This window comes from Massilia aurea (assembly GCF_014200505.1).
Lineage (GTDB): Bacteria > Pseudomonadota > Gammaproteobacteria > Burkholderiales > Burkholderiaceae_D > Telluria > Telluria aurea_B.
On sequence record NZ_JACHBX010000001.1, the window covers coordinates 1,948,007 to 1,971,910 of the forward strand.

The window sequence follows — 23,904 nt, forward strand, 5'->3', positions numbered from 1 at the left end:
ACATGCACGCTGTCACTCCAACTTCAAGCAAGCGAGACCCACTATGCGCAACACCCCTCCGAACACGCTGCGCCGCTCGATACTGGCGCTGGTCCTGGCTGCCGGCGGCGCCGTGCCGCTGCACGCCAGCGCTGCCGGGCCCGAGCTGCTGAACGTGTCGTATGACGTCGCCCGTGAATTGTACAAAGAAATCAACCCGGCGTTCATCGCATCCTACAAGCAGCAAAGCGGCCAGACGGTCGAAGTCAAGCAGTCGCACGGCGGCTCGAGCAAGCAGGCGCGCGCCGTGGCCGATGGCCTGGCGGCGTCGGTCGTCACGATGAACCAGGCCAATGACATCGACATGCTGGCCGACCGCGGTCTGGTGGCAAAAGACTGGGCCAAGAAGTTCCCGAACAATGCGGCGCCCTACTACTCGACCATGGTGTTCCTGGTCCGCAAGGGCAACCCGAAACAGGTACGCGACTGGCAAGACCTGGCGCGTCCTGGCGTGGCCGTGATCATCCCCAACCCGAAGACCGCCGGCAACGGCCGCTACACCTATCTGGGCGCGTGGGGTTCCGTGATCAAGAAAGGCGGCAACGAAGCCGCTGCCCGCGACCTGGTGTCGAAGATATTCAAGAACGTGCCGATCCTGGACGGCGGCGGCCGTGCCGCGACCACCACCTTCACCCAGCGCCAGATCGGCGATGTGCTCGTGACGTTTGAAAACGAAGTGAGCATGGTGCGCAAGGAGTTCGGCAACGACTTCGAAGTGGTCTACCCTACCAGCTCGATCCTGGCCGAGTCGCCAGTGGCCGTCGTCGACAAGGTCGTCGATCGTCAGAAGCTGCGCCAGCCGGCAACGGCCTACCTGAACTTCCTGTACAGCCCCGTCGGCCAGGAAATCGGCGCCAAGCACTTCATGCGTGTTCGCTCGGAAGCCGTCATGAAGAAATACGCGGCCAACTACAAGCCGATCAGCCTGTTCACGGTCGACGAAGTCTTTGGCGGCTGGCGCGCAGCGCAAAAGCGCCACTTTGACGATGGCGGCGAGTTCGACAAGATCTACACCGCGAAGTAATCTGTAGCCCATTCCAACAGCCCTGCCACACGCAGGGCTGTTTGCATTGGCTCAGTCAGCGTTATCTGTTGATGACGCTGATGGCAATGCGAAGCAACTGTTCCGCCGAAATAACCCGCTCTCCATCAAGCGCCCAGCGCCAGCCCAGGTAATTGGGCAGGTAGCGCGATGCCACGCCACGAAAGCCCTGTAGCCAGGCCTTGAAGCGCTGGTGGTAGGCGTTCACGTTCTGCACGTGGATGGCAAGGCTGCCCAGACGCCTTACACGCACACCGGCGCGCACATTGACCGCCTCGTGCGCGATCCTGTGCTTGAGTGCAAACGCGCGGTAAGCGGGATGGCCGTCACTGACCAGCAAGGCCTGCCTGGCGAGCCTGGGTAGCAAGTCACGCTCGAGTTGCGCAGTCTTGAGCGCACCGCGCCCGGTGACGGCATCAATGGTGCGCCCTTCGCGGTCGCGCGCGACCAGGATGCAATCCAATTCGCTGGAAATGCCCCGTTTGGCAGCATGGCCGCCGCGGTGGCGCGGTGGCCGATCGAGCGTACGCGAACCTTTTTGTGACTCGAGCAGGAATGTTTCGTCAGCCTCGACGATGCCATTCAGGAGCACGGGCCGGTCGAGCTTGACCCAATGCAGGAAGCGGTGGCGCCAGCGAAAGGCGGTGTTGCGGTGTACGCCGACCCGGTCTGCGGCCTTGCGCACAGGGAGTGAATCGAGCAGCACCTGCGAATACGCCAGCCATTTGGCTTTGTGCCTGAGCCGCGCCAGCGGCGTGCCGGTGAGGTCGTTAAAGGTACGGCCGCAGGAGCAGCAACGATAGCGCTGCAAGTCGTTGGCGAAACCATGCCGATAGCAGTGCTCGTTGCCGCATCTGGGGCAGCAGCGGCCGGGCTCTCTGACCTCAGTGATGAGCGCAACCACCTGATCGAGCCCGGCTGCAGGATGCAGGGCATCCAGCACTTGCCGGCGCTGCGGCTGGTTCAGCGAAGGCAGTTTTGCGAACCAGCCTTTGAAACGTGGCGCTTTCATGATCGACTCCTGACGCTGGGGACAGGGGTTGGACCATTGAACTACTCGGCAGTTCAAAGCTAGTCTCTATTTAACGTTGACTGCGCCTTTGCATTTGATCATCCCGACCACGTCAGTCGACATTTCTGTGCGTCATGCCCTATTAATAATATGCACCTGCAATGCCCTATTTCGATAGAAAATTGGGTTTAGACAGGGGAATTTTCTTGTGCACCATAGACATGCGTAGCCGATGAATGCTATCTTGCCTGCCTTCTAGTTGCTCTAGAAACAGATGTTGATCCGCGCCGCCCGGCGCCCAGCTCCATCAACCTCAACCCAGATTCCAGACAGACATGATCAAACACCTGTTCGCCACGGCCCTGATGACGTTGTCGGCCGCGGCATTCGCCGTGCCGTTCGGCTCCCAGTCCGTCCTCGTCGTTGAAAACGACACCGGCAAAATCCTCCTTGAAAAAAATGCCGATACGGTCGTCCCGATTGCATCGCTGACCAAGCTGATGACGGCAATGGTCGTCCTCGACGCCAAGCTCGACATGAACGAGCAGATCGAGATCGACCGCGACGACGTCGACCGCGTCAAGTTCAGCAGCTCGCGCGTGCCGGTCGGCGCCAGCATCTCGCGCAGCGACGTATTGCACCTGGCGCTGATGTCCTCGGACAACCGCGCTGCCGCCGCGCTGGCCCGCACCTACCCGGGCGGTAACGAAGCCTTCAAGGCGGCCGTGCGCCGAAAGATCCGCGCGCTGGGCATGACCCAGACCACGATCGAAGAGCCGACCGGCCTGTCGCCGCACAACCGCTCCACCGCAGGCGACCTGGTCAAGATGGCCGTCGCCTCGGTAAGGTATCCGGATATCGTGCGCATGACCACCGAGACCAGGGAAACGATCGACATCAACGGCCGCGGCGTTGAATACCACAACACCAACCGCCTCGTAGGCGCCAAGGGCTGGGACATCGGCCTGTCAAAGACCGGCTACACGAACGAAGCGGGCCGCTGCCTGATCATGAACATCACGGCAGCCGGCAAGAAGGCAACGCTCGTGCTGCTCAATGCCGGCGCGTCGTCGGCCCGCGTGCTCGACGCACTGAACATCCGCCGTTTCATGACCGGCGACGCCGCGCCCGTGGCCCGTGTGGCGAGCGCTGCACGCGCCGCCACCGGCGGTCCGCGCATCAAGGCCAGTGCCGGCAGTGTGAAAGCAAAAGCCCGGACGAAGGTCGTCAAGTCGAAGGTCCAGGCGACCAAGAACCGCAAGGTCGCCAAGGTCAAGACGACGCGCAAGCGCCGCGACTGATCAGACGATTGGTAGGATCAAGGGGCCGCGAGGCCCCTTTTTTTTGTGCTCACGGTTTGACGAGTGACAGCATGTGGGCATCCACCCACTGCCGGCCCAATTTGAGCCGCTTGCGCGCGATGCCTTCGTCGAACGCCCCGGCCTTGCGTGCGGTGTTCAGACTCGCGTCGTTACCAACGGCGACCACGATTTCGAGACGCTGCACGTCAAGTTCCGTCCATGCGTAATCCGTGAGCGCGCGAATCGCCGCCGACGCTGCGCCCTTGCGCTGCCACGACTGGCGCACCCAGTAACTCAGGTTGCAGAATCCGTGCAACCCGTTGATCTGGTTGAGGCCGCAGCCGCCGACGAACACGCCGGATGTACGGTCGAAGATAGCGAACTCGAAGCACGTCGCGTCCGCCAGTCCCTTCTCGCAGCTCGCGATCCAGGCCAAAGCATCGCTCATTGAAAACTGCGCCGTCGCCCAGGGCATCCACGGCGCGAGCGTCGGCGTCGACTCGACGATGGCCGCAACCAGTGCCGGCGCATCGCCAGGGACATAAGGGCGGAGGACGAAATCGGTGGAAACCAGCATGGGACGCCCCTGTTCATTGCACATCCGGCCCGGCACGTTTTACCGGGTTGCGGCTGCCTTGACCACGAGCGCATCCATGACCTGCCCGGTCGCCGCCATGACGTCGCCTGCATCCTGGATCCTGTTCGCCTGCTGCACCTGCGATGGCGACACGACATACGTGCCGTCGATGACGACCGTCGGAGTGCCAGTGACCTTGTAGGCGTCGACGATCTGGCTCAGGCGTTTGAGCCTGGTCTGGACGCCGAACGAGTTCCACGTGTCGGCAAACGCCGCCTTGTCGAGTCCATTCTCGCCGGCCCACGCGATGATGTCGGCGTCCTTCATCAGGCGCTTGCGCTCGACGTGCACGGCATTGAAGACGCGCCCGTGATACGCATCGAGCTTGCCCATCGCCTCGAGCGTCAGGAAAAGGCGCGCTTCCGGATCGGCCGGGCCCTGGAACGGCAGCGGTACGCGGCGCAGCGCGATCCGGTCGCCCTGCTGCTTGACCCAGTTCTTCAGCGTCGGCTCGAACGCATTGCAGGCGCCACAGTGATAGGCGAAGAATTCGATGACCTCGACCTTCTTGCCCTCGACCTGGGTTGGCTGCGGCGCAGCCAGCGTCGTGAAGTCCGCGCCATCGCGCGGTGCGGTTGGCGAGGCGTTGGCAAGGCCGGCCACCAGGGTGGCGGTGATGAGGGCAAATCGCAGGGCGCGCATGACAATCCTTCCACATTTGAAAGCGCTATTCTAGCGAACTTCCATCGAGCGGATGCCGCTTGTGCTTCTCAACTGATACGATAGGTTCCCGGATGATCGCGAAAGGCGCAGCCACATGACACGATTCAATTCTTCAGCCGTCGTACACCGGACCGGTGCCGCGCTGGTATTCGCACTGGCATGTAACCTCATGGCCAGCGCGCCAGGTCAGGCCTGCAGCGTGCCGCCAGTCGAACAAGTCGTTACACCGGAGCAGCAGATTGCGATGGCCACCGATGTCTCTGTTGCCAGGGTGGTCGAGGCAATACCGTCGCCGCTACGTTCCGGTAGTGGTCGCCAGTCGGTCGACTACACGTTCGAAGTACAGCAGCGCATCCTCGGTTTGCCGGAGCAACGTTTTACCATCAGCGGTGCACGAGGCATGACCCGGCCCCCACCGTCCTCGGGCGACCATAGCGACGCCGCGTTCTGGGAGCGCGGCGGAGGCCGTCTGTACAACGATGCTGACTGCGTACTGCGACCGGACTTCATCGTGGGAGAAAGCTATCTGATCTTTCGCGGCAAGCCCGCTACCTGGCGCAGCTTCGAGCATATCGCAACGGTACGCGGCCGGCCTGATCCGAATGACAGGTGGCTGTCGTACGTGATGGAAAAGCTGTCAGACGTGCAGTCGGGCTCCTCCCTACGTCCCTAGGGAAACGCTGATAAATCTGGCCGCTCCCGTTCCCGCCGGCGCCGCAACCTGAGACAAGAAAGCTATGCTCCCTGCATGCCATTGATCATGAAAAAGAGCTTCTCTGACCTCGAATACGCCGTCAAGGAAAAGTGAGGTGTACTGTCAATAGTGGACACGTCCGCGAATCCGTTAGGATTGCGGAAGAACTGAAAGGAGTCGCTCTCCAAGTTGAAATGTATGTTCCTCGGAAATCCTGGTGCTCTTTCGCTGTCGAAAAGAACAAAATTATCTGCAATAAAAGTCACCAACTCCTCTTTGGATAACTGATAAAAATTAGTGATTTGCATCGTCTCCACAACTTCTCACCACATCACTTTTCCGTGAAAAAATGCTTGCATCATCTGCACACTCATATCAACCCTCTTGATTGAGCGCGCTATTTGTTCTAGAAGGTCAAAGGCTTAGGCTTGATTGCTTTGTTTGAGTCTCCCATAGACAATTGTTTATCTGCTAATTTCGCATTAACACAGTTAGGTGTCGCAGCTAGTTCACCTGGATTGTTTTTGCATTTCGCTAGAACGTCTTTTAGCTCAGCATGATGCGATTTGTACCAATCGACGGTTTGCGTAGGCTCCGAAATTTTTTCATCATTGCAGCCTACCAAAAAGGAAAGCGTTCCGAGCGTTGCAAAAATCAATACGTTTTTTTTCATCATATTCTCCTATTGTCGCCAGCACTATGCCGGCCCTCAATGCACCAGGCCCGTCATGCGGGCCGTGGGTGCTGCTGTGCGCGGTTTTCCGCTAACGTTGTTTGTTCTTGCCGGCCGCCTTGAACTTGGCCATATCCAGTGAACCGAGACCTCCGGCCATGCACTTTGCGTAGACAGTCGCTCGAGCATGCGGTGCACTCGGGCGGACCGTATAGACCCAGTTAACGACGGCCGTATCCCGTTCATCAAGCATCTTCTGCTGCGCTTTTGGGCGTTTGGAGTCGGACATCGCAGGATCGAGCATGATCGCCAATACTTGTTCTTCGGGCTGACCAAGGTGCATCAGGTTTGCCGCTGACTGGGCGAACTTTCCAATGCCAAGGCATAGTTCTTCCGTCTGAGCGTATGCAGATGGGCATAGCTGAGCGAGCGACAGAACGAACATAGATTTTAGAGGCCGTATATTCAATTTTTGTGATCTCTTCTCGGCTTCCGGCAGGCTCGGGGCGCCTCCTCGGCACCAGGTCGTTTTCCGAGATTTACAGGGTGCCGGTCCTGCTACACAGGTTACAGGTGGCCAACCGATCTGGCCTACGTCCGCAATTTGCGGCTCCACCATTGTTGAGACACCGGAAAGGCTGATCCGGCATTGTTCGATCCAAGCGCTCTTTTTCCCGCCGACTGATGCGTTTTTTTCGAGCTTCCTCACGCGCAGCTTTGCGTTCTGCCGCTCGCAGGGTCCGCCACTTCGCAGATCGGTACCCACGAGGGCGTAGTTCCGGCGTCGACAGCCTTTCGGTTGTAGCGCAGCAGCTGCTCAAGCGCCAAAGTGTTGTAACCGGTGGCTTTGTTTTGGTGCTCGGGGATGACCACAAGCAGCAGAGTAGTTGAAGTAGTCATTAATTTTTTTCCGTTATTGGAAGCGGCGCAGGGTGTACATCGGATTGGTCGCTGTGTCATGGTTCACGATTGTGGACGCGATCGCAAAGCCTTTCATCATCCCATCTTCAGCGATTTAATGTCACTGAAACCCGAATTGTGCCCTGAGCCCCAAAAGGCGACAGAAATACCGCAACTTACCCAAAAAGCTTGCGTATAGGCTTCTGAAAAGCGGAATCGAACTGCATAACGGTCGAGTAACCAAAAATGTCAAAAACCTTCTGAAAACGTTGATTGATCAGCGCTGCCCTAAGCCACCAGATCGCGCAAGCCACTCGTGCGGTGCGTGCGGCTGGCAATCGCTTCCTGCAGCACGTCGCCGCCCGGCGTCACCAGCGTGAACACCTCGCTGGCGCGCGTGATGCCGGTGTAGACCAGCTCGCGCGTGAGCACTGCGTTGCGCTCGCGTGGCAGCGCCAGCACCGTGTGGCGAAACTCCGAGCCCTGCGATTTATGCACGGTCATCGCGAACGCCGTTTCGACATTGCGCAGGCGCGTGGCCAGCACGCTGCGCACGGCGTCGCCCTCGAGGAAGTAGACGCGCAGCGCGCCAGCGCGCGCCGGATCGGGAAGCGTGACGCCGATATCGCCGTTGAACACGCGCGTCGAGTAGTCGTTACGCGTGACCATGACCGGGCGGCCGACATACCACTCGGCGCCATGGCGCAGCAAGTGACTCGCCGCGAGCCGCTTTTCGATGGCCTCGTTCAGGCCCGTCACGCCCCACTCGCCATCGCGCACCGCGCACAGGATACGGAAGGTCTCGAAACTGAGCAGGATCCGGCGCACCCAGTCTTCGTGCTCGCCACTGGCGCCGTCGCGCAGCAATTGCAGGTACGGCGCATACCCGGCATGCGCCAGTTGCAGGAGCTGGGCCGGCTGCGCATGTTCGAGCCAGCGTACGCTCTCTTCCCCGGCCCGCAGGACCTGTTCGGCGCGCGCGGTGTCGCCGCCATTGACTGCCAGCGCCAGTTGGCCGATCGGCCCGCCGAAGCGGCGGCTGTAGCGCAGCATCACGGTTTGCTGGGCCAGCGCGCCGCCGTCGCCGCGATAGATGTCCGGGATGATCTCGCCGCTCGCGGCCTCGATGTAGGCGATCGTCGCTGCACTGTAGTGGCCTTCGTGCGCCGCATGGCACAGGTCACCCAGCACGGCGCCCGCCTCCACCGACGCCAGCTGGTCCTTGTCACCCAACAGGATCAGCGTGGCGCCAACGGGCAGTGCATCGAGCAGGCTGGCCATCATTTCCAGGTGCACCATCGATGCTTCGTCGACGATCAGCACATCGACGTCGAGCGGATTGCCGCGGTGGTGCGCGAACGCGCGCGTGTCGGGGCGCGCGCCGAGCAGGCTGTGGAGCGTGCGCGCGGCGCCCATGCGCGCTGTCAGCTCGCGCAGCGGCAGATCGCTACCGACGCGGTCGGCCAGCTCATTCAATGCCTTGTCGATCGACTGCTTCAGGCGCGCCGCCGCCTTGCCCGTTGGTGCCGCCAGTGCCACGCGCTGGCGCCCTGCTTCCGGCGCCGTCGCGAACAACAGCGCCAGCAGGCGCGCCACCGTGTAGGTCTTGCCGGTGCCGGGACCGCCCGTGATGATTGCCACCGAACTGCGCAGCGCCACGGCGCAGGCGAGCTTTTGCCAGTCGGGTCCCTGCGCGCCAGGCTGCGCCACGAACAGCTTGTCGAGCCAGCTGCGCACGAGCGGTGTATCCACCGGATGCGTAGCCGCCGCGCGCTCGCGCACGGCCTGCGCCACCAGCGTCTCGTCGCGCCAGTAACGCCGCAGGTACAGGCGCTGGCCATCGAGCACCAGCGGCTGGTCGAGATCGAATTCGCCCCGGATCCAGACCTGCTGGCAATGCGCCAGCAGCTTGCTCCAACCCGCCACGCCCCGGGGCAGCGGCGCGGCCGCCTGCGCCAGCTGACGCCATGCATCGTCGCTCCAACCCAGCAGCAGCGTCGGCCCGGCGGCCAGGTCGCCCAGCTGCAGGCAGCTGTGGCCATGGCCTTCGAGCTCGGACAGCACCGCCGCCGCCAGGATCAGCGCGGACGGCGCGTCGCCCAGTTGCGCGATGAAGCGCGCGAACGCGCCCGACAGGCGACGCAGCTCGCCCGCTTCGGTCAGCGCACCGATTTCGCGCCACAGACCATCGATATCGGCGTCAAGCTCTGCCATGTGCATCCTTGTCCAGCAAGCGTTCCAGTCCATCCAGCAGGTCGAGGTCGGGCGCCAGCACCCAGCACCCGCGCGTGGCCGGGTTCGCAATCCCGCGCAGGAACATGAAGACGGCGCCGCCCAGCTGGTATTCGGGCTCGTAAGCGTCACCCAGGCGCGCGCGCAGCAGCCGGTGCAGGGCCAGCAGGTAGATGCTGCCCTGGATCTCGTAGCGGTGTTCGGCCATCCCGGCGCTCATCGCTGCCTGACTGTACGACGCGTCGCCCGGCCCCAGCGCATTGGACTTGTAGTCCAGCACCCAGTAGCGGCCTTCGTGCTCGAACACCAGGTCGGCAAAGCCCTTGAGCATGCCGTGCAACACACGCTCGGGCAGAACGGGCCGCTCGAGCCCGCCCAGCAGATGCCTGCGGCACAGCGCGTCCAGGCGCTGCAGATCGAGGTGCTCGCTCGGGAACCAGAACTCCATCTCGGGCAGCACGCCATGCAGGTCGCGCAGGCGCGCATTCAATGGCGGCAACGGCGTATCGACGATCTCGCGCAGCCACGCCAGTGCATCGGCCAGACGATGGCCCCAGCCCGCACGCTCGATATGCTGCACCAGGCGCGCCTCGCAGTTCGGGTCGTCCAGACAATCAAAACCTTCGCGCGCCAGCCATTCGAGCCGCTCGTGCATGAAGTTACCGGGCACCGATCCGCGCGGGAAGCGGTGCCACGGCGCGTCTTCGATGCGGGGCGGCGTGGCTGCCTGCGGCACGTCTTCCATCAGCGTCTGGTCCTGCGCGCGCATGGGTGTGGGCGGCGCGATCGCATGGCGCGTGAGCGACGTGAACGAGCCGACCGACCAGTCGCGCTCGAATTCAGCGCGGTAGCGCGGCGCATCGAGCAGGTCTGGGCGGATGTCCTGGCGCGACAGCATCGTCACCGCATCCAGTTCAGCCAACGCGTGCAGCGAGATGCCGTCGGCGCTGCCCGCCACGACATTGAAGTGCGCGCGCAGCGCCTCGGCCGCTATTGGCTCGCCGCCGGCCAGCAAATAGCCAAGGGCCGATTCGTGCAGCTTGTTCTCGCCCTTGCGCGTGCCGGAGACGGCCGCTGCGCCGAGCCACAGGAAGTGGCGCGCACGCGTCAGCGCGACGTACAGCAGGCGCAGATCTTCTTCGATGCGCGCGCGGTCAACGGCCGCCAGCGCGTCGTCGGTCAGGGCCAGGTCGAGATGGCGCATGCCGGCATCGTCCACGTACTCGAAGAACGCGCGGTTGCGGCGGTTGGTGGCGCGCGCCGTGACGGCAAACGGCAGGTACACCAGCGGGTATTCCAGGCCTTTCGACTTGTGGACCGTGACGACCTTCACCAGTTCGGCGTCGCTCTCCAGTCGCAGCACGCGCTCGTCGCCGCTCGAACCCAGCCCGTCGATCTGTTCGGCAAACCAGCGGATCAGGGCCTGCTCGCCTTCGAGCTGGCTGCTGGCTTCCTGCAGCAGTTCGGCCAGGTGCAGCAGATTGGTCAGGCGCCGCTCGCCGCCCGGCTCGCGCAGCAGGCGCGCCGGCAAGCCCAGTTCGTGGATGAAGCGGCGCAGCATCGCCAGCACGCCCTGGCGCTGCCAGCTGCCGTGCAGGGCCTTGAGTTGCTCGACGCGCGCTTCCCAGACCATCTCATCGTGCGAGAACTGCGCCAGTTCGGCCAGCCCCAGACCGGCGGTGGCGGTGGCAAACGCCGCCCGCGCCAACGCGCCATCGAGCGGATTGGCTACCGCGTACAGCCAGCGCAGCACGTCCGCCGCTTCGTCGCTCTCGACGACCGAGTCCTTGTCGGACAGGTAGACGCTGGCCACCTTGCGCCGCATCAGCGCGCGCCGGATGGCGCCGGCTTCGCGCCGGTCGCGCACGAGGATCGCGATATCGGCCGGCATCAGGCGCGTAAACGTGGAACCTGCGCCAGCGTCGTCGTCTTCGAAGCCCACGCGCGCATCGTTGAGCAGACCGACAATGTGCTCGGCGCAGTGATGGGCAAACACATCGCGGTAGTCGTCGGCCTTCAGGTCGGCGCGGTCCATGATGTTCACGGACAGCGCGCCGGTGGCCTCGCCCATGCCCACGAGATGGCGGCGATGGCCCTGCGCCTTGACCGCGTCAAACGGCAGCGGGTTGTCGTCGCCGCGCCGGAAACGGAACGCAGCGCCCGGATGCGCGTCCTCGGCATGCAGGAACAGGCCATTGACGGCGCTCACGAGCGGCGCGGTCGAGCGGTAATTGGTGTCGAGCTGGTAGTGGCGGCCAGCGGTGGCGCGGCGCGCGGCCAGGTAGCTGTGGATGTCGGCGCCGCGAAAGCCATAGATCGACTGCTTCGGGTCGCCAATCAAAAACAGGCCATGCTCTGCGTCGTTTGCTTCGACCCGGTACAGCAGGTCGAAGATGCGGTACTGGTCGGGCGACGTGTCCTGGAATTCATCGACCAGCGCCACCGGATACTGGCCCACGATGCGCGCGCGCAGCGCGGCGCCGTTCTCGCCTTCGAGCGCCACCTTCAGGCGTTCGAGCATGTCGGCAAAGCCGAACTGGCGGTTGCGCCGCTTGAGTTCCTGCATGCGCGCGCCGATATGGCCGGCGGCGTGGCGCAGCAGCGCGTGGGCGATCGGGTCCAGCGCGGCCAGGCTGGCCTGCAGCACGGCGGTGGCGTCGAAACAGTCCGGCACCTCGGTCGAAAAGTCCTTGCTGAACGCGTCGGCGATGCCGTCCGGCGTCAGGCGGCGCCACGCCGTGTCGGTCAGGTCCGGCATGTGGCGCGCCGGGTCCGTGGCCCACGCGCGCAGCGCTTCGAACCATTTGACGAGCGAATCGGCGCGCATTTTGTTGCCGTTGAAGCACTTGGGCTGGCGCTCGCGGTGACCGGCGATCCAGCGCTCCATGGCGTGGGCGCGCTCGAACCAGCCATCCTTCAGGCGCAGCAGCGCTTCGCGCTGCGCCTTGGCCAGCCGCGCCACCAGTTGCTTCAGTGGTTCGGTCGCGGGTGCGCCAAGCAAGGCGTCGCGCCGCACCAGCTCGCGCACGCTCGTCTTGAGTGCCTCGACATCGCGCCAGCTGTCCATCACGACCGCCAGCGACTCGGCGCCCAGCGGATAGACCTGCTGGCGCCAGTAGTCGTGCGCGGCGTCCTCGAACAGTTCGCGCTCGTCGCTGACCAGTTCTTCGTCGAACAGGCTGCCGCTGTCGAACGCGTGCTCGCGCAGCATGCGCTGGCACCAGGCATCGATCGTGAAGATCGCTGCTTCGTCCATCGTCTCGGCGGCCATGAACAGGCGGTGCCCGGCGATCTGGCGCTCGCTGCCTGCCGTGTAGCTGGCGGCCAGCTCGTGCAGGTACGGGTCGGCCACGTCGAGTTCACCGCGGAAGTAGCTTGCTGCCTGCACCAGCCGCTCGCGCACGCGGTTGGCCAGTTCGCGCGTGGCGGCGCGGGTGAAGGTCATCACCAGGATCTCGGATGGCAGCAGTGGGCGCGCGAACGCATCATCCCCGCCGTGCCCGAGCACCAGGCGCACGTACAGCGCGGCGATGGTCCAGGTCTTGCCGGTGCCGGCCGACGCTTCGATCAGACGCGAGCCGTGCAGCGGGAAATCGACCGGTTCAAGTTTGGTGCTCATCTTTTTTTCTCATGTAGCCGACTCCTGCAACGGCCTGATCTTGACGCAGTTCTGCATCCAGCGTGCCAGCGGTCCATACAGTTCCTCGGCCAGGTCGGGCCAGCCGCCGGCGTTCTTCAACGCGTCAAAGTCCGGCCACAGGCGCGCCAGGCACAAGTCATCGACCTCGCCGCGCAGCTCGAAGCCGCCGTCGTAAGTCGCACGCGGATCGCCCTGCGCCAGATGCGCCAGGGCCGTCTTGCACGCCACCGGCAGCGGGCTGTCCAGATTGGCCCGCCACAGGCGCACCAGGTCGCGCAGTGTTTCCAGCGCCGCCTCCTGCGCCAGCGGCGCCATCTCGAGCACCGCGTCGCGCGCCACCAGATAACCCGTCACCGGATTGCCGGCAGCGGCGGCGGCCAGCTGGCGCAGCCACGGCGCGATCAGCTTGTCGCCGCGCGGATTGCCGGCCCGGTCCAGCACCTTCGACGAGATCTGCATCAGCCACGCACTGCCCTCGCCGCTGGAGCGCAAGCGGTCAATCCAGTCGTCAAGGTGGATGTCACCGAGCAGCAGGCTGACGGCGAATTTCGGCGCCGCTTGCGGGAAGCGCGCGCCCAGGCGCAGCCACTCGGTGCGCACGGGCGCCAGGCTCTCGACCAGCTGCTCCTGCCACATGCGGCCCATCAGGCCGATCGGCAGCACGCCTTCGCGCGCCAGGCGTTCGGCGCGCACGGCCAGCGTGGCGCGCACGTCGCCGATGGCCTCGGCCTCGCCGCTGTCGTCCAGCAGGTGGTCTTCGATCTGGTAACGCTCCAACGCATCGAGGCCAAACGGTTCTTCGTCATCGCCCACGTGCGCGGCGTCGGCAAACACGACGCCCAGCCGGCGCCGGAAGAAAAAGCGCGCCGGCTGGCGCAGGAAACTGGCCAGCTCGCCCAGCTTGAGGACAAAGTCGGCTTCGAGCTCGTAGGCCGGCAAGGCATCGTCGACCGGATAGTCGTCTGCGCCGTGCGCGGTGCGCCATTCGCCCGCGTACGTGAGCAGACCGCCGCGCTGGAAATAGCGCCGGCTGAACGGCTGCAGCGGATGCTCGGTCGTGATGTGGTGCAGGTCTTCCATGTCCCAGCCGGCCTTCAGGTAGTCGCGCAACTGCGCCACCAGCACCGATGGCGGCTGCTCGCTGTTGTCGCGTACATTGCGCCCGACCCAGCTCACGTAGAACTTGTCGCGCGCAGCCAGCAGGGCTTCCAGCATCAGGTAGCGGTCATCGTCGCGGCGCGAGCGGTCACCGGGGCGCGCCATGCCGGGCAGCGCCAGCAGGTCGAAGTCGGACGGGCGCGCGCGGCGCGGGAAGTCGCCATCGTTCATGCCCAGCAGGCAGACGGCGCGAAACGGCACCGCGCGCATCGGCATCAGGGTGCAGAAGGTCACGCCGCCCGACACGAACTGGTGATTCAGCGTGGGCGCATCGAGTTCATTCATCCACGCTTCGCGCAGCACCGCCAAGGGCACCGGTTCGTCAAAGCCGGCACCGGCGCAGGTTTCGAGCCAGCATTGCAGGCCCTCGCCCAGGTTCGACAGCGTCAGGCGGTCGGCTTCGTCGCCGGCTGCATAAAAGCACGACAGCATCTCGCGCGCCGCCTCGCCCCATTCGGCTGGCCGCAGCGATGCATCGAGCCGGCCGCGCCAGGTCAGCAGACATTCGACCAGCTGCGCAAGCGAGCCGGCCAGCGCGGCATCGAGGCCACCGACTTCGGCGTACGGCTCGATGTCGCCGAAACTGGCGCCGGCGCCGCTGGCATAACCCAGCAGCATGCGGCGCACGCCGAAGATCCAGGCATTCTGCTCGCCCGTCATCCCCAGGCCCAGGCCCGCGCGGTGGTCGTAGTCCAGGCCCCAGCGCACGCCGGCGCCATCGATCCAGCGGCCCAGGATCGGCAGATCCTCGCTCGTCACGCCAAAGCGGCGCGCCACGGCAGGCACGTCGAGCAGGTCGCGCACCTCGCTCTGGCGGCAGCGCTGCTGGGGCAGGCGCAGCAGCCACTCGAGCGAAACCAGCAGCGGATTGACGCTGCGGTCGCGCACGTCGCCGATCTCGAACGGGATGTGGCGCGGGTCGTGCCGCCGGTGCTGGTCGAACACCGCGTGGATCGCGGGCGAGAACGCGTCGATGTCGGGCACCATCACCACCACGTCGCGCGGGCGCAGCGTCGGATCGAGCGCGAACCACGACAGCAGCTGGTCGTGCAGCACTTCGATCTCGCGCTGCACGCTGTGCGTGACGTGGAACTCGATCGAGCGGTCGTCCAGCATCGGCGGCACGTGCGGGTGCTCGGACAATGGCACCAGGTCGCGCACCGCGGCCTGGACCTGCGACAAGAGCGTGCCCCCATCGTCATCGGTGAACAGGTCGACGCGCAGCGGCGCCGGCTGGCCTGCGCCGCTTTCGCCACTTTCGCTCGCCTCGTGCTGCTGGTCGAATTCATCGAGCATGCGCACGAAATCGCGGCCTTGCCTTCCCCAGCTGGCCAGCAGCGGATGGCTGTGGACATGCATTTCCTCGATCGGGATCGTGCCCAGGTCGACGCCCTCGCGCTGCGGCTGGCGGCGGCGCGCCGCCTTGAGCAACTGGCTGCCTTCGATGATGTCGCCCCAGTAGAACTGGCACGGATTCGGTACCGCGAACAGCACCTGCGTGTGGCGCGCCAGCGCCGAGATCGCTTGCAGTGTCTGGTACGGCAGCGTCGACATCCCGAACAGCACCACGCGGCGCGGCAGGCGGCTGGCCGGTGCAACGTCCGCCGCGACGGCGGCGAGGAACTGGTCGTGGATCGTGGCGCGGCCGCTCTCGCGCTGCGCCTCGGGCAGGCTTGCGTGCACGGCGCGCCACAGGCAGGCTTGCCAGCGCTGCTCGGGCGCGAGCGGGACCACATCGCCCCCGGCGCGGCGCAGCACGTCGCGCCCCGCGGCCCAATCGGCCAGCCAGTCGGCGCGATACACCTGGTACTGGTCGTACAGGTCGGCCACGCGTTCGGCCAGTTGCAGGCGGCGCTCGGCGTCGCCATCGGCGAGAAAACGCGCCAGCGGCGCGTAGCCGTCGTCCTGCAGCAGCGTGGGCAACAAACGCATCAGGCGCCAGGTAAGCGGGTCCTTGTCGAACGGTGCGCGCTGCGGCACGCGCTCGCGCCCAAGCATGCCGCGGTAGGCTTCCCACATGAAGCGCGCCGGCAGCGCCACGCGGGTGGCAGCGCAGACGCCGTTTTCCTCGGCCAGCGCGATCTTGAGCCACTCGGCCACGCCATTTGACTGGACCAGAAAAATCTCTTCTTCGAGTGGGCCCAGGGGATGATTGCGCAGCCAGTCGAAGACGGCGCTGCGCAGCAGCTCCATCTGGTTACCGTGGAGGATCAAGAGACCGGGAGTGATCGGGGCAGACATGCGCTGGGCGTGGGCAATCGGGACCAAAGCATACCGCGTTTGGCCCCCTGGCGGTAGGGCCAACAGGGCTGGTCAGCGGCCATCGCTGGCGCGGCTGCCGAACTGCGCCGAGACCTCGCGCTCGATGCGCACCAGCAGCGCCCGCAGGCGCGCCGTCAATGCCCGCGCCTGCGCCGTGCCGCCCCCGCGCAGCTCGCGCGCCGGCTGCGCTTCCAGGTCTTCGCAGATGGTGGCGAACGCAGTCGCGCCGACCGCGCGCGCCGCCGACTTCAGTTGGTGCGCCAGGCTGGCGGTGTGGGTCAGGTCGCCCCCTGCAAGCGCCGTGTCGATGCCGGCCAGGTTCTCGCGTGTGGTGTCCAAAAACAGGAACGCGTATTTGCGCATCCGTTCGAGGTCACCCCCGGCCGTCGCGGCCAGCAGCGCCACGTCGAGCACCGCGCTGCCCGGGGCCATCGCCGCAGGCAGGTTGACGGCGACGTCCGACACCGGCGCCGTGGTGCGCCCGAGGCAGCGCGCGATGGTGGCGGCCAGCAGTTCCGGCACCACGGGTTTGGCGAGAAATTCGTTCATCCCGGCCGCCATGCAGCGCGCGCGGTCGTCCACGCCGGCATTGGCCGTCATCGCCACCACGAGCGTGCCGGCCAGGCGCGGATCGCGCCGGATGCGGCGGGTCGCCTCCAGGCCATCCATCACCGGCATCTGCACGTCCATCAGCACGCAGTCGAAGCGCGCCTCGGCCATGGCCGCCAGCGCCTCTTCGCCGTTGCCCGCCACGACGACATCAGCCCCGGCCAGTTCGAGCAGTTCGCGCGCCACCTGCTGGTTGAATGGGTTGTCCTCGACCAGCAGCACGGCGCAGCCGTCCAGGCGCGCCTGGGCCGGCGCGGGCGCTGCGCCCAGGCCCGAACTGGCGCCGGCCCCCACCCGCGCGCCGGCGCCATCGTCCAGCGCCAAGCGCGCCGTGAACCAGAAGATGCTGCCCACGCCAGGGGTGCTGGTCACACCGACCTCGCCGCCCATCAGCTCGGCCAGCTGGCGGCTGATCGCGAGGCCCAGGCCGGTGCCGCCGTGCCGGCGCGTGGCCGACTGGTCGGCCTGCTGGAATGGCGTGAACAGGTGCTGCAGCGCGTTGGGCGCGATACCGATGCCGAGGTCTTCGACTTCGAAGCGCACCAGGATTTCCGGGCCAAATGCATGCGCCAGGCGCGCGCGCATCGTGATGCGGCCACGCTCGGCGAACTTGACGGCGTTGCCGGCAAAATTGAGCAGCACCTGTTCGAGGCGCAGTGAATCGCCGCACAGGGGCCGCATCAGCTCGGGCGCGATCTCGATATCGAAGCCCAGGCCCTTGGCGGCAGCCGCCGTGCTCAGTTGCGCCTCGACGTTGCGCATCAGGGCGTCGGGCATGAAGCGTTCGGTGGCCAGTTCGAGCATGCCGGCCTCGATCTTGGAAAAGTCGAGGATGTCGTTGATGATGCCCAGCAGGTGCTGGCCCGAGTGGTAGATTTTCTCGAGGTAGTCGCGCTGGCGCGGGTCGGGCCCGGCCTGCAGCGCCAGGTGTGTCATGCCGATGATGCTGTTCATCGGCGTGCGGATCTCGTGGCTCATGTTCGACAGGAAGTCGCTCTTGGCCTTGCTGGCCGCGTCGGCGCGCGCCTTCAGGCGGTGCAGCTCGGTGATGTCGGTCGACACGCACAGCACGGCGGGCGCTTCGTCGACCTGCAGCGGCACGCGCACGCTCCACAACTGGCGCGTGGCGCCGTCCGGGCCGGCCTGGGCCACTTGCGCGCTGCTCTGGCGGTCGGCCCGCAGCACTGCGCGGTCCAGCTCCCAGGTGGCGTCGGCCTGGCCCGCGTCCATCGCTTCGGTATCGGGGCGGCCGATCAGGTCCGTTGCCGGGCGTCCGAGACGCGAGGCGCCCTTGGCATTCAGATAGCGGATGCGGCGCGCGCCATCCTTCAGGTACACCTCGGCGTCGAGATTGTCGAGCACCGTATCGAGCAGCAGGCGCTGCTCGACGGCGGCGCGGCGCGCCCGGTACTGCGCCAGGAACAGCCCGTACATCAGCAGCGTACCGATGAAACCGGCGGTCAGCGCGCCGATTGGTACGAAGCGGTCGATCCCCACCAGCATCTCGTCCATGGGCGCCGAGAAGTGGGCTTTCCAGCCGTTGCCGACGTAGTCCACGCCCAGTACCGACACGAAGTTCAGTGCCGGATCGGGCGGGTTGCCGCGCACGTCCACGCCATGCAGCAGGATATCTCCCGCCGCCGGCGCGCCCGGCAGGCCGGTGTAGCGGCGCCCGGTGCCATACAGGCTCACACGCAGCGGCTGCGCCTCGAGCGAGACGAGCGCGTTGCGCACCAGCTCCTGCACCGAAAAGAAAATGCCGAACGAGCCCAGATAAGCGGCCCGGCGCTCGGCCACACCCAGCGGCAGCACGCCCCCGACGTACACGGGCAAGCGCATGCCGAGCGCATTGTGCGGCACCGGGTCGGGCAGGAACACGGGCTGCCCCGACGCGACGATGGTGCCACTGTCGCGCGCCTGGGATATCGCCCGCGCGACCAGCGGACGGGACGCCATGTCGAAGCCAAGCCGCCGGGTCGGCTTGTCGGCCGGGTACTGGTAGGTCACCACTTCGTACCACGGGCGGCGCCCGGCGGGAAAGATCTGGAAATCCGGGTACCCGCGCACATCGACGCTGCGGTCGGCGCGCATGGCGGCAACGAAGGCCTCGCGCTGGTTGTCGGGCACGCGCGTGGCAAACGTCAGGGCTTCGATGGCCGGATAATTATTTGGCAGGTCGAGCGCCGCTGCGTAGCGGTGGAACGATGCGCGGTCGGGCACCGCACTGCCGCCGCCGGCCGCATGCAGCGCTGCCATCGCGCGCACGGCGCGGGCATATGAGGCGATGGCGTTGTCGAGCCGTTCCTGCGCGCCGCGCGCCAGGTTGTCGAAGCGGCGCCGGGCGTCGGTCTCGACGGCGGCGCTGGCGACCGCATGCAGCAGCATGCCGATCGCCAGCGCCAGCAGCACGCCGCCACCCCACAGCACGATGGGCCGGCCCACGCGCGCGGCGGCAAGTTCGATGGCGCGGGCGCCACGCAAGGCTGATCGCTTCATGCTTCCCCTCTCGGGCGATGCATGCCCCGCATATTGGTAAGAATCGAGATGAGTATATCGGTGCACCGGCATGGCGCGGACACGGTCACCATCCCGATGAGGCACGCGAGCAACAGGTCGCACCTCACGGGAGCACCGCAGCCCCTGCTTACGATGCCAGGCGCTTGGCGAACAACGCGTCCCAGGTTGGCTCGATCTCGACGTACAGCGCCACCGCCTGCTCGATCCCGACCGCCTGCGGCATGCCGATGCGCGTGATGACCACGCCGGCACGCCGCAGCATGCGCTCGATCGCCGTCGTGGTCACGGTGATGTAGCGGGACAGCCCGCGCTCGTGGGCATCGTCGATGATGGCGGCAATCGACTCCATCGTCATGGCCGAGAAGCCGTAGCCAGCCACCCCATCCGTCTCCAGCGCAAAGCGCGACAGCTCCCAGATCTGCGGGTCGCTCGGCGCCACCTGCCCGTCGAGCAGTTGCGGAAACGAATCCTTGAGCATGTACGGCCCTTCCGTGGGCAGCAGGCGCCAGCAGCCGCGCAGCGTGGCGTCGTCGCGCATCAGCATGTAGCGTGGCTCGAGGGCGTCGTAGCCATCGATCTCCATGCCCGACAACACCGGCACTTCCCAGCCAAGCCGCCCGCGGAACACCCGGGCGCGCAGCAAGTGCATTTCGCACAACTCGTTCGATGGAATGGCGCGGCGTGGCGCGATCCGGATATGCATGCTCATTACCCCTCCCTGAAATGACATCTGGTCGATCGGAAAATGCAAGACGCATAAAATCGTTATGCAAGTCGGGTAGCCTGGGTACTATCAGCTCTGCTAGGTGGCGAGCAATGTCGGGAGTGCAATACTTTTGCTTATGCAGTTTTCCAAGTGCTGTCTTCACTTTCCCGAAAGGAATAATCATGGCAATCGAAATGATGTCCGACGCGCTCGCCGCCGACATGCACGCCAACCACGTCATCGGTGCAGCTGCTGCTGTACGCATGGCGCCGCATGAACTGCGCCGTCTGCGCATCACCAAGCGTGAAAGCCAGGAAAAGTTCTGGGGCCGCTTCGGCGTCACCCAGTCGAGCGGCTCCCGCTTCGAGACTGGCCTGGCCATCCCGACGCCCGTGTCGATCCTGCTGCGCATGTATGTCAATGGCAAGCTCAGCGATGGTGATCTTCAGGCGTAATCAAGCCAAGGCCAATGGCCTTGACCACGGCCTGCTGGCGGGTGTTGACGTCGAACTTCTGACGCACATTCGCCAGATGGAAGTTGACGGTCGCTTCGGAGCAGTTGGTGATGCGAGCAATTTCCCATGAGGACTTGCCTGCCATGACCCACTGCAGGACTTCCAGCTCACGCTTGGTCAGGCGCGGCGCCGCGCCCCGGCCTTCTTCGGGCCGCGCACCTTCTTCGCGAAAGCGATGCGATGAGGCGAACGCGTAATCGCGTACCAGCGCCAGCATCGGCAGCGCTTCCATCACGGCGCGCTGCGCCGCGATGTCCGGGCGCGCATCGGATGCAAAACTGATCACCCCGAATTCTCCCTGCGGACCGTGCACCGGCAGCGTCACGCCGCTGCGGATGCCGTGCGCGCTCGCTTCTTCGTACAGGCCCGCTTGCTGGGTGCCCGACGCGAACAGGCCCGGCTCCCACACCATCGGCAACGTGCTCGTCAGGCAGTGCGCCACCGTTGGATCGACATAGGCAAAGCCGTTGCGGTCGTAGCGCTCGCGCCAGTTGTCGGCATAGTTACTGCGCAAAAAAGCGGACTCGAAACGCGCATGGCGCGAACCGACCAGCCCGAACAGCACTTGATCGAACCCCAGGGTCCGCGCGAGATTGAACAGGGACGCGCTCCACTGGGTCGCATCCCTGGCTTCCATCAACTCGAGTAGCAAGGCGGTATCAATCATGGGGTCAAAAGAATATGCATCAGCGTTATCCTAGTCGGTTCACCCCCCTTCAAAATCCTCGAAAATTAACAATCAAGATATTTACATGCACTCATTTCACTGGTGTCGTGTAACGACCACAACTATTTTCAGTCGATTCTTCATTGCAGATTGCGTTTGATGACGATGCGTGGGGTCACTTGCTGCGCATTTTTCCCATGCAGTGCGCGTTTATGCTTTTGTTCTCGGAAAACAAAATTGTGTCTTGACGTAGATCAATGACACGTTCTTCCGCTGTTGCAAACCAGCCCACGGGCCGAGATCATTCCTATAGCACCGGATGACCGTCCAGCCGCGTTCCAGGTCGGCCTCGCCTGCGACGCGTGGTCCGGTCAATCATGCGCAAAATGGCAGAGCCGGTGTGTAAAATCGCCACATGCACCTTTCCTCTTCGCCGGTCCCGCAGGGCGCAACGCCGGACACCACGACACGCGCCTGGGTCCGCATGCCGTCAGGCCGCCGCCTCGACCTGCTCGACCCGACTCCGTTTGATTGGGACGACGCCGACCTGGCGCTGGGCCTGGCCCGCACCTATCGCTGGGGCGGCCACTCGGCGTGGCCACTGCCGCTGTCGGTCGCGCAGCATTCGATCAGCGTGATGCTGCTGCGGCGCGCGGCGACGCCCTCGCTGTCGCCGCTGGACGAACTGCGCGAGCTGCTGCACGATGCCGAAGAAGGCTTGCTGGGATTCGATGCGATTTCGGTCATCAAGCCGTTTCTGGGCGACGCTTTTCGCGCCCTCACCCAGCGCCTGGAACACATGGTGTTTTTGCGCTACGGCTTGCCGGCCTGGGATGCGAAGTCGCATGCGGCGCACAAGAAAGCCGACCGGCTGGCCGCGGCCAGCGAAGCGGTCCATGTGGCAGGCTGGTCGGCTGAAGAAGTCCGGCGCACGCTGAAAATTCGCGCGGCGATCCTGCCTGAAGACCCGCTGACGCGCTACTACGATTGCGCGCCATGGGAACCGTGGCCACCGGCGCTCGCCTGTGAACGTTTTTTGCGTGAGCTCGAACGGCTTACAGGAGCTGCCGGGACGGCGTCGGTCAAGCCGGCGTCGATCAAGCCGGCGCCCTGAGAAGCGCCGGCCTCCCCTTTACGCTTTCGCGCGCGGGGTCAGTTCCTTTTCCAGAAACTTTTCCAGGCCCTCAAGCGAGCGGCCACGCGTTTCCGGCAGGCGCAGCGCAACAAAAATCAGCGAGCCGACATTGATGGCGGCGAACAGGAAGAAGGTCGCACTGCCGAACTGCGCCAGCGCCAGCGGGAACAGCAAGGCCACGATCGCGTTGAAGATCCACTGGCACGCCACGGCGGTCCCGGTCAGCACGCCGCGCAGGTGCATCGGGAACAGCTCGGACATCAACAGCCAGTACACGGGTGCAATCAGCATCTGCATGCACAGCAGGAAGCACAGGATGCAGGCCAGTGCGGCGTAGCTGCGCGTGATGCCGTCGGGCATCCACAGCAGCACGGCGCCCAGGGCAAACTGCATGACGACCACGCCGGTCAGGCCCGACATCAGCATCGAGCGGCGACCGTGCTTGCCGATCAGCCAGATACCGATGAACGTAGCGATCACGGCCACGACGCCGTTGCCGATGGTCGCGGTCAGGGCCGCATTCGTGCCGAGGCCAGTCGACTGCAGGATGATCGGGGTGAAGTACATGAAGGCATTCACGCCCGTGAACTGGGCCATGAAGCCCAGGCCGATGCCGAGCCACAGCAGTTTCTTGATCCATGGCGTGCCCAGCACGGCCGACCAGCCGGCCTGCTCGTGCTCGATCTGGTTCAGCTTGGTCATGTCGGCCATCTCGGTCTCGATCTGCTTGTCGCTCGAGCGGATCTGCTGCAGCACGGCGCGTGCTTCATCCATCCGGTTCTTGCTGGCCAGCCAGCGTGGCGATGGCGGCACGAACATCATGCCCACACCCAGCAGCAAGGCAGGCACGGCGGCGATGGCCAGCATGTAGCGCCAGACATCCGGCGAATTCGCATAATGCGCCAGCACTGCATTGAGCACGTAGGCGATCAACTGGCCAGTCACGATCATCAGCTCGTTCTGCGTGACCAGTCTGGCGCGCCTGCTGGGGCCCGCCATTTCGGCAATGAACACCGGCACGGTGGACGACGCGCCACCCACGGCCAAGCCGAGCACGAAGCGCATCGCGACCATCACCTCGACCGACGGCGCGAGCGTGGTGCCGAGCGCGCCGATCATGAACACCAGCGACAGCCAGATCAGCGTCATGCGGCGACCGAACCGGTCGGACAGCGTGCCCGCCATCAGCGAACCGACCGCGGCGCCGAACACGAGCGCGGACGTCACGATGCCTTCGGTCAGCGGGGTCAAGCCGAGGCCACCTTGCAATGGCGGCGCGCTCATGAACGGCAGCGCGCCGGAGATCACGCCGGTATCGTACCCAAACGCGAGCGCGCCCATTGTGGCAACGATGGCGACCTTGAAGACGAAGCGGCTTTCCTTGGTATCGGGCGGCGCTGGTGCGTCCGCCGGGGGGACTGCTGAAGACATACGGATCCTTTGTTGGAAATGGACAGGATAGGGAAACAGCGGACCCATTTCGTCACCGTCCGGGCGACGGC

Annotated in this window: 17 protein-coding genes; 5 read left to right on the forward strand and 12 right to left on the reverse strand. The window is 65.0% G+C overall.

Features of this window, described 5'->3' with window-relative positions; all coding sequences use genetic code 11:
- Positions 1-43: 43 nt before the first annotated feature.
- The gene (locus HD842_RS08600; protein WP_183553125.1) at positions 44-1,063 is read left to right on the forward strand and encodes a sulfate ABC transporter substrate-binding protein; all 1,020 of its coding nucleotides are present in this window, start codon (positions 44-46) and stop codon (positions 1,061-1,063) included.
- 61 nt (positions 1,064-1,124) lie between these two features.
- On the opposite strand, the gene HD842_RS08605 is transcribed toward HD842_RS08600, so the two are convergent.
- A complete protein-coding gene (locus HD842_RS08605; RefSeq protein ID WP_183553127.1) occupies positions 1,125-2,093 on the reverse strand; it encodes an IS1595 family transposase in 969 nt (322 codons plus the stop codon).
- A 335-nt stretch (positions 2,094-2,428) separates the two neighbouring features.
- Here HD842_RS08605 and HD842_RS08610 point away from each other — a divergent pair, with 335 nt between their 5' ends.
- The gene (locus HD842_RS08610) at positions 2,429-3,394 is read left to right on the forward strand and encodes a serine hydrolase (RefSeq protein ID WP_183553129.1); all 966 of its coding nucleotides are present in this window, start codon (positions 2,429-2,431) and stop codon (positions 3,392-3,394) included.
- A 49-nt stretch (positions 3,395-3,443) separates the two neighbouring features.
- On the opposite strand, the gene HD842_RS08615 is transcribed toward HD842_RS08610, so the two are convergent.
- Entirely contained in the window at positions 3,444-3,971 is a 528-nt protein-coding gene (locus HD842_RS08615) for a GNAT family N-acetyltransferase (RefSeq protein WP_183553131.1), read from the reverse strand.
- A gap of 39 nt (positions 3,972-4,010) precedes the next feature.
- The gene (locus HD842_RS08620) at positions 4,011-4,673 is read right to left on the reverse strand and encodes a thiol:disulfide interchange protein DsbA/DsbL (protein ID WP_183553133.1); all 663 of its coding nucleotides are present in this window, start codon (positions 4,671-4,673) and stop codon (positions 4,011-4,013) included.
- A 115-nt stretch (positions 4,674-4,788) separates the two neighbouring features.
- Between HD842_RS08620 and HD842_RS08625 the strand changes: the two genes are divergently transcribed.
- Positions 4,789-5,367 carry a hypothetical protein gene (locus tag HD842_RS08625; RefSeq protein ID WP_183553135.1) on the forward strand — a complete coding sequence of 193 codons (579 nt, stop codon included), beginning with the start codon at positions 4,789-4,791 and terminating at the stop codon, positions 5,365-5,367.
- Between the two features lie 427 nt (positions 5,368-5,794).
- Here HD842_RS08625 and HD842_RS08630 read toward each other — a convergent pair whose 3' ends face one another.
- The 7 genes from HD842_RS08630 to HD842_RS08660 form a co-directional block, all read right to left on the reverse strand.
- Positions 5,795-6,061 carry an EexN family lipoprotein gene (locus tag HD842_RS08630; protein ID WP_183553137.1) on the reverse strand — a complete coding sequence of 89 codons (267 nt, stop codon included), beginning with the start codon at positions 6,059-6,061 and terminating at the stop codon, positions 5,795-5,797.
- Between the two features lie 91 nt (positions 6,062-6,152).
- Positions 6,153-6,827: a hypothetical protein gene (locus HD842_RS08635; protein WP_183553139.1), complete on the reverse strand. Its 675-nt coding sequence runs from the start codon at positions 6,825-6,827 to the stop codon at positions 6,153-6,155.
- Positions 6,828-7,249: 422 nt separating this feature from the next.
- On the reverse strand, positions 7,250-9,175 hold the full coding sequence (gene recD / locus HD842_RS08640; protein WP_183553141.1) for an exodeoxyribonuclease V subunit alpha: 1,926 nt from the start codon (positions 9,173-9,175) through the stop codon (positions 7,250-7,252).
- Positions 9,162-12,812 carry an exodeoxyribonuclease V subunit beta gene (recB, locus tag HD842_RS08645; protein WP_183553143.1) on the reverse strand — a complete coding sequence of 1,217 codons (3,651 nt, stop codon included), beginning with the start codon at positions 12,810-12,812 and terminating at the stop codon, positions 9,162-9,164. The genes recD and recB overlap by 14 nt, the downstream gene beginning before the upstream one ends.
- Positions 12,813-12,821: 9 nt before the next feature.
- Positions 12,822-16,232 (reverse strand): exodeoxyribonuclease V subunit gamma, encoded by a 3,411-nt coding sequence (recC, locus tag HD842_RS08650; protein ID WP_183553144.1) that lies wholly within the window; start codon positions 16,230-16,232, stop codon positions 12,822-12,824.
- Positions 16,233-16,304: 72 nt separating this feature from the next.
- The gene (locus HD842_RS08655) at positions 16,305-19,358 is read right to left on the reverse strand and encodes a CHASE domain-containing protein (RefSeq protein ID WP_183553146.1); all 3,054 of its coding nucleotides are present in this window, start codon (positions 19,356-19,358) and stop codon (positions 16,305-16,307) included.
- 148 nt (positions 19,359-19,506) lie between these two features.
- Complete coding sequence (locus HD842_RS08660) at positions 19,507-20,088, reverse strand: acyl-homoserine-lactone synthase (RefSeq protein ID WP_183553148.1); 582 nt, start codon at positions 20,086-20,088, stop codon at positions 19,507-19,509.
- Between the two features lie 179 nt (positions 20,089-20,267).
- Between HD842_RS08660 and HD842_RS08665 the strand changes: the two genes are divergently transcribed.
- Positions 20,268-20,540, forward strand: coding sequence for a helix-turn-helix domain-containing protein (locus HD842_RS08665; protein ID WP_183553150.1), 273 nt, complete (start codon positions 20,268-20,270; stop codon positions 20,538-20,540).
- On the opposite strand, the gene HD842_RS08670 is transcribed toward HD842_RS08665, so the two are convergent.
- Positions 20,515-21,267 carry a helix-turn-helix transcriptional regulator gene (locus tag HD842_RS08670; RefSeq protein ID WP_221290160.1) on the reverse strand — a complete coding sequence of 251 codons (753 nt, stop codon included), beginning with the start codon at positions 21,265-21,267 and terminating at the stop codon, positions 20,515-20,517. The two genes, HD842_RS08665 and HD842_RS08670, sit on opposite strands and share 26 nt — an antisense overlap.
- A 484-nt stretch (positions 21,268-21,751) precedes the next feature.
- On the opposite strand from HD842_RS08670, the gene HD842_RS08675 reads away from it, so the two are divergent.
- Positions 21,752-22,381, forward strand: coding sequence for a phosphohydrolase (locus HD842_RS08675; protein WP_183553745.1), 630 nt, complete (start codon positions 21,752-21,754; stop codon positions 22,379-22,381).
- A gap of 18 nt (positions 22,382-22,399) precedes the next feature.
- On the opposite strand, the gene HD842_RS08680 is transcribed toward HD842_RS08675, so the two are convergent.
- Positions 22,400-23,833 carry a sugar porter family MFS transporter gene (locus tag HD842_RS08680; protein ID WP_183553152.1) on the reverse strand — a complete coding sequence of 478 codons (1,434 nt, stop codon included), beginning with the start codon at positions 23,831-23,833 and terminating at the stop codon, positions 22,400-22,402.
- Positions 23,834-23,904: the final 71 nt, after the last annotated feature.

Bases quoted from the DNA above. Each gene is read 5' to 3' on its own strand.
- HD842_RS08655 (WP_183553146.1), bottom strand. From the start codon at position 19,358: ATGAAGCGATCAGCCTTGCGTGGCGCCCGCGCCATCGAACTTGCCGCC.
- HD842_RS08680 (WP_183553152.1), bottom strand. From the start codon at position 23,833: ATGTCTTCAGCAGTCCCCCCGGCGGACGCACCAGCGCCGCCCGATACC.
- HD842_RS08660 (WP_183553148.1), bottom strand. From the start codon at position 20,088: ATGAGCATGCATATCCGGATCGCGCCACGCCGCGCCATTCCATCGAAC.
- recB (WP_183553143.1), bottom strand. From the start codon at position 12,812: ATGAGCACCAAACTTGAACCGGTCGATTTCCCGCTGCACGGCTCGCGT.
- HD842_RS08605 (WP_183553127.1), bottom strand. From the start codon at position 2,093: ATGAAAGCGCCACGTTTCAAAGGCTGGTTCGCAAAACTGCCTTCGCTG.
- recC (WP_183553144.1), bottom strand. From the start codon at position 16,232: ATGTCTGCCCCGATCACTCCCGGTCTCTTGATCCTCCACGGTAACCAG.
- HD842_RS08610 (WP_183553129.1), top strand. From the start codon at position 2,429: ATGATCAAACACCTGTTCGCCACGGCCCTGATGACGTTGTCGGCCGCG.
- HD842_RS08615 (WP_183553131.1), bottom strand. From the start codon at position 3,971: ATGCTGGTTTCCACCGATTTCGTCCTCCGCCCTTATGTCCCTGGCGAT.
- recD (WP_183553141.1), bottom strand. From the start codon at position 9,175: ATGGCAGAGCTTGACGCCGATATCGATGGTCTGTGGCGCGAAATCGGT.
- HD842_RS08620 (WP_183553133.1), bottom strand. From the start codon at position 4,673: ATGCGCGCCCTGCGATTTGCCCTCATCACCGCCACCCTGGTGGCCGGC.
- HD842_RS08630 (WP_183553137.1), bottom strand. From the start codon at position 6,061: ATGAAAAAAAACGTATTGATTTTTGCAACGCTCGGAACGCTTTCCTTT.
- HD842_RS08665 (WP_183553150.1), top strand. From the start codon at position 20,268: ATGGCAATCGAAATGATGTCCGACGCGCTCGCCGCCGACATGCACGCC.
- HD842_RS08625 (WP_183553135.1), top strand. From the start codon at position 4,789: ATGACACGATTCAATTCTTCAGCCGTCGTACACCGGACCGGTGCCGCG.
- HD842_RS08675 (WP_183553745.1), top strand. From the start codon at position 21,752: ATGCCGTCAGGCCGCCGCCTCGACCTGCTCGACCCGACTCCGTTTGAT.
- HD842_RS08600 (WP_183553125.1), top strand. From the start codon at position 44: ATGCGCAACACCCCTCCGAACACGCTGCGCCGCTCGATACTGGCGCTG.
- HD842_RS08670 (WP_221290160.1), bottom strand. From the start codon at position 21,267: ATGATTGATACCGCCTTGCTACTCGAGTTGATGGAAGCCAGGGATGCG.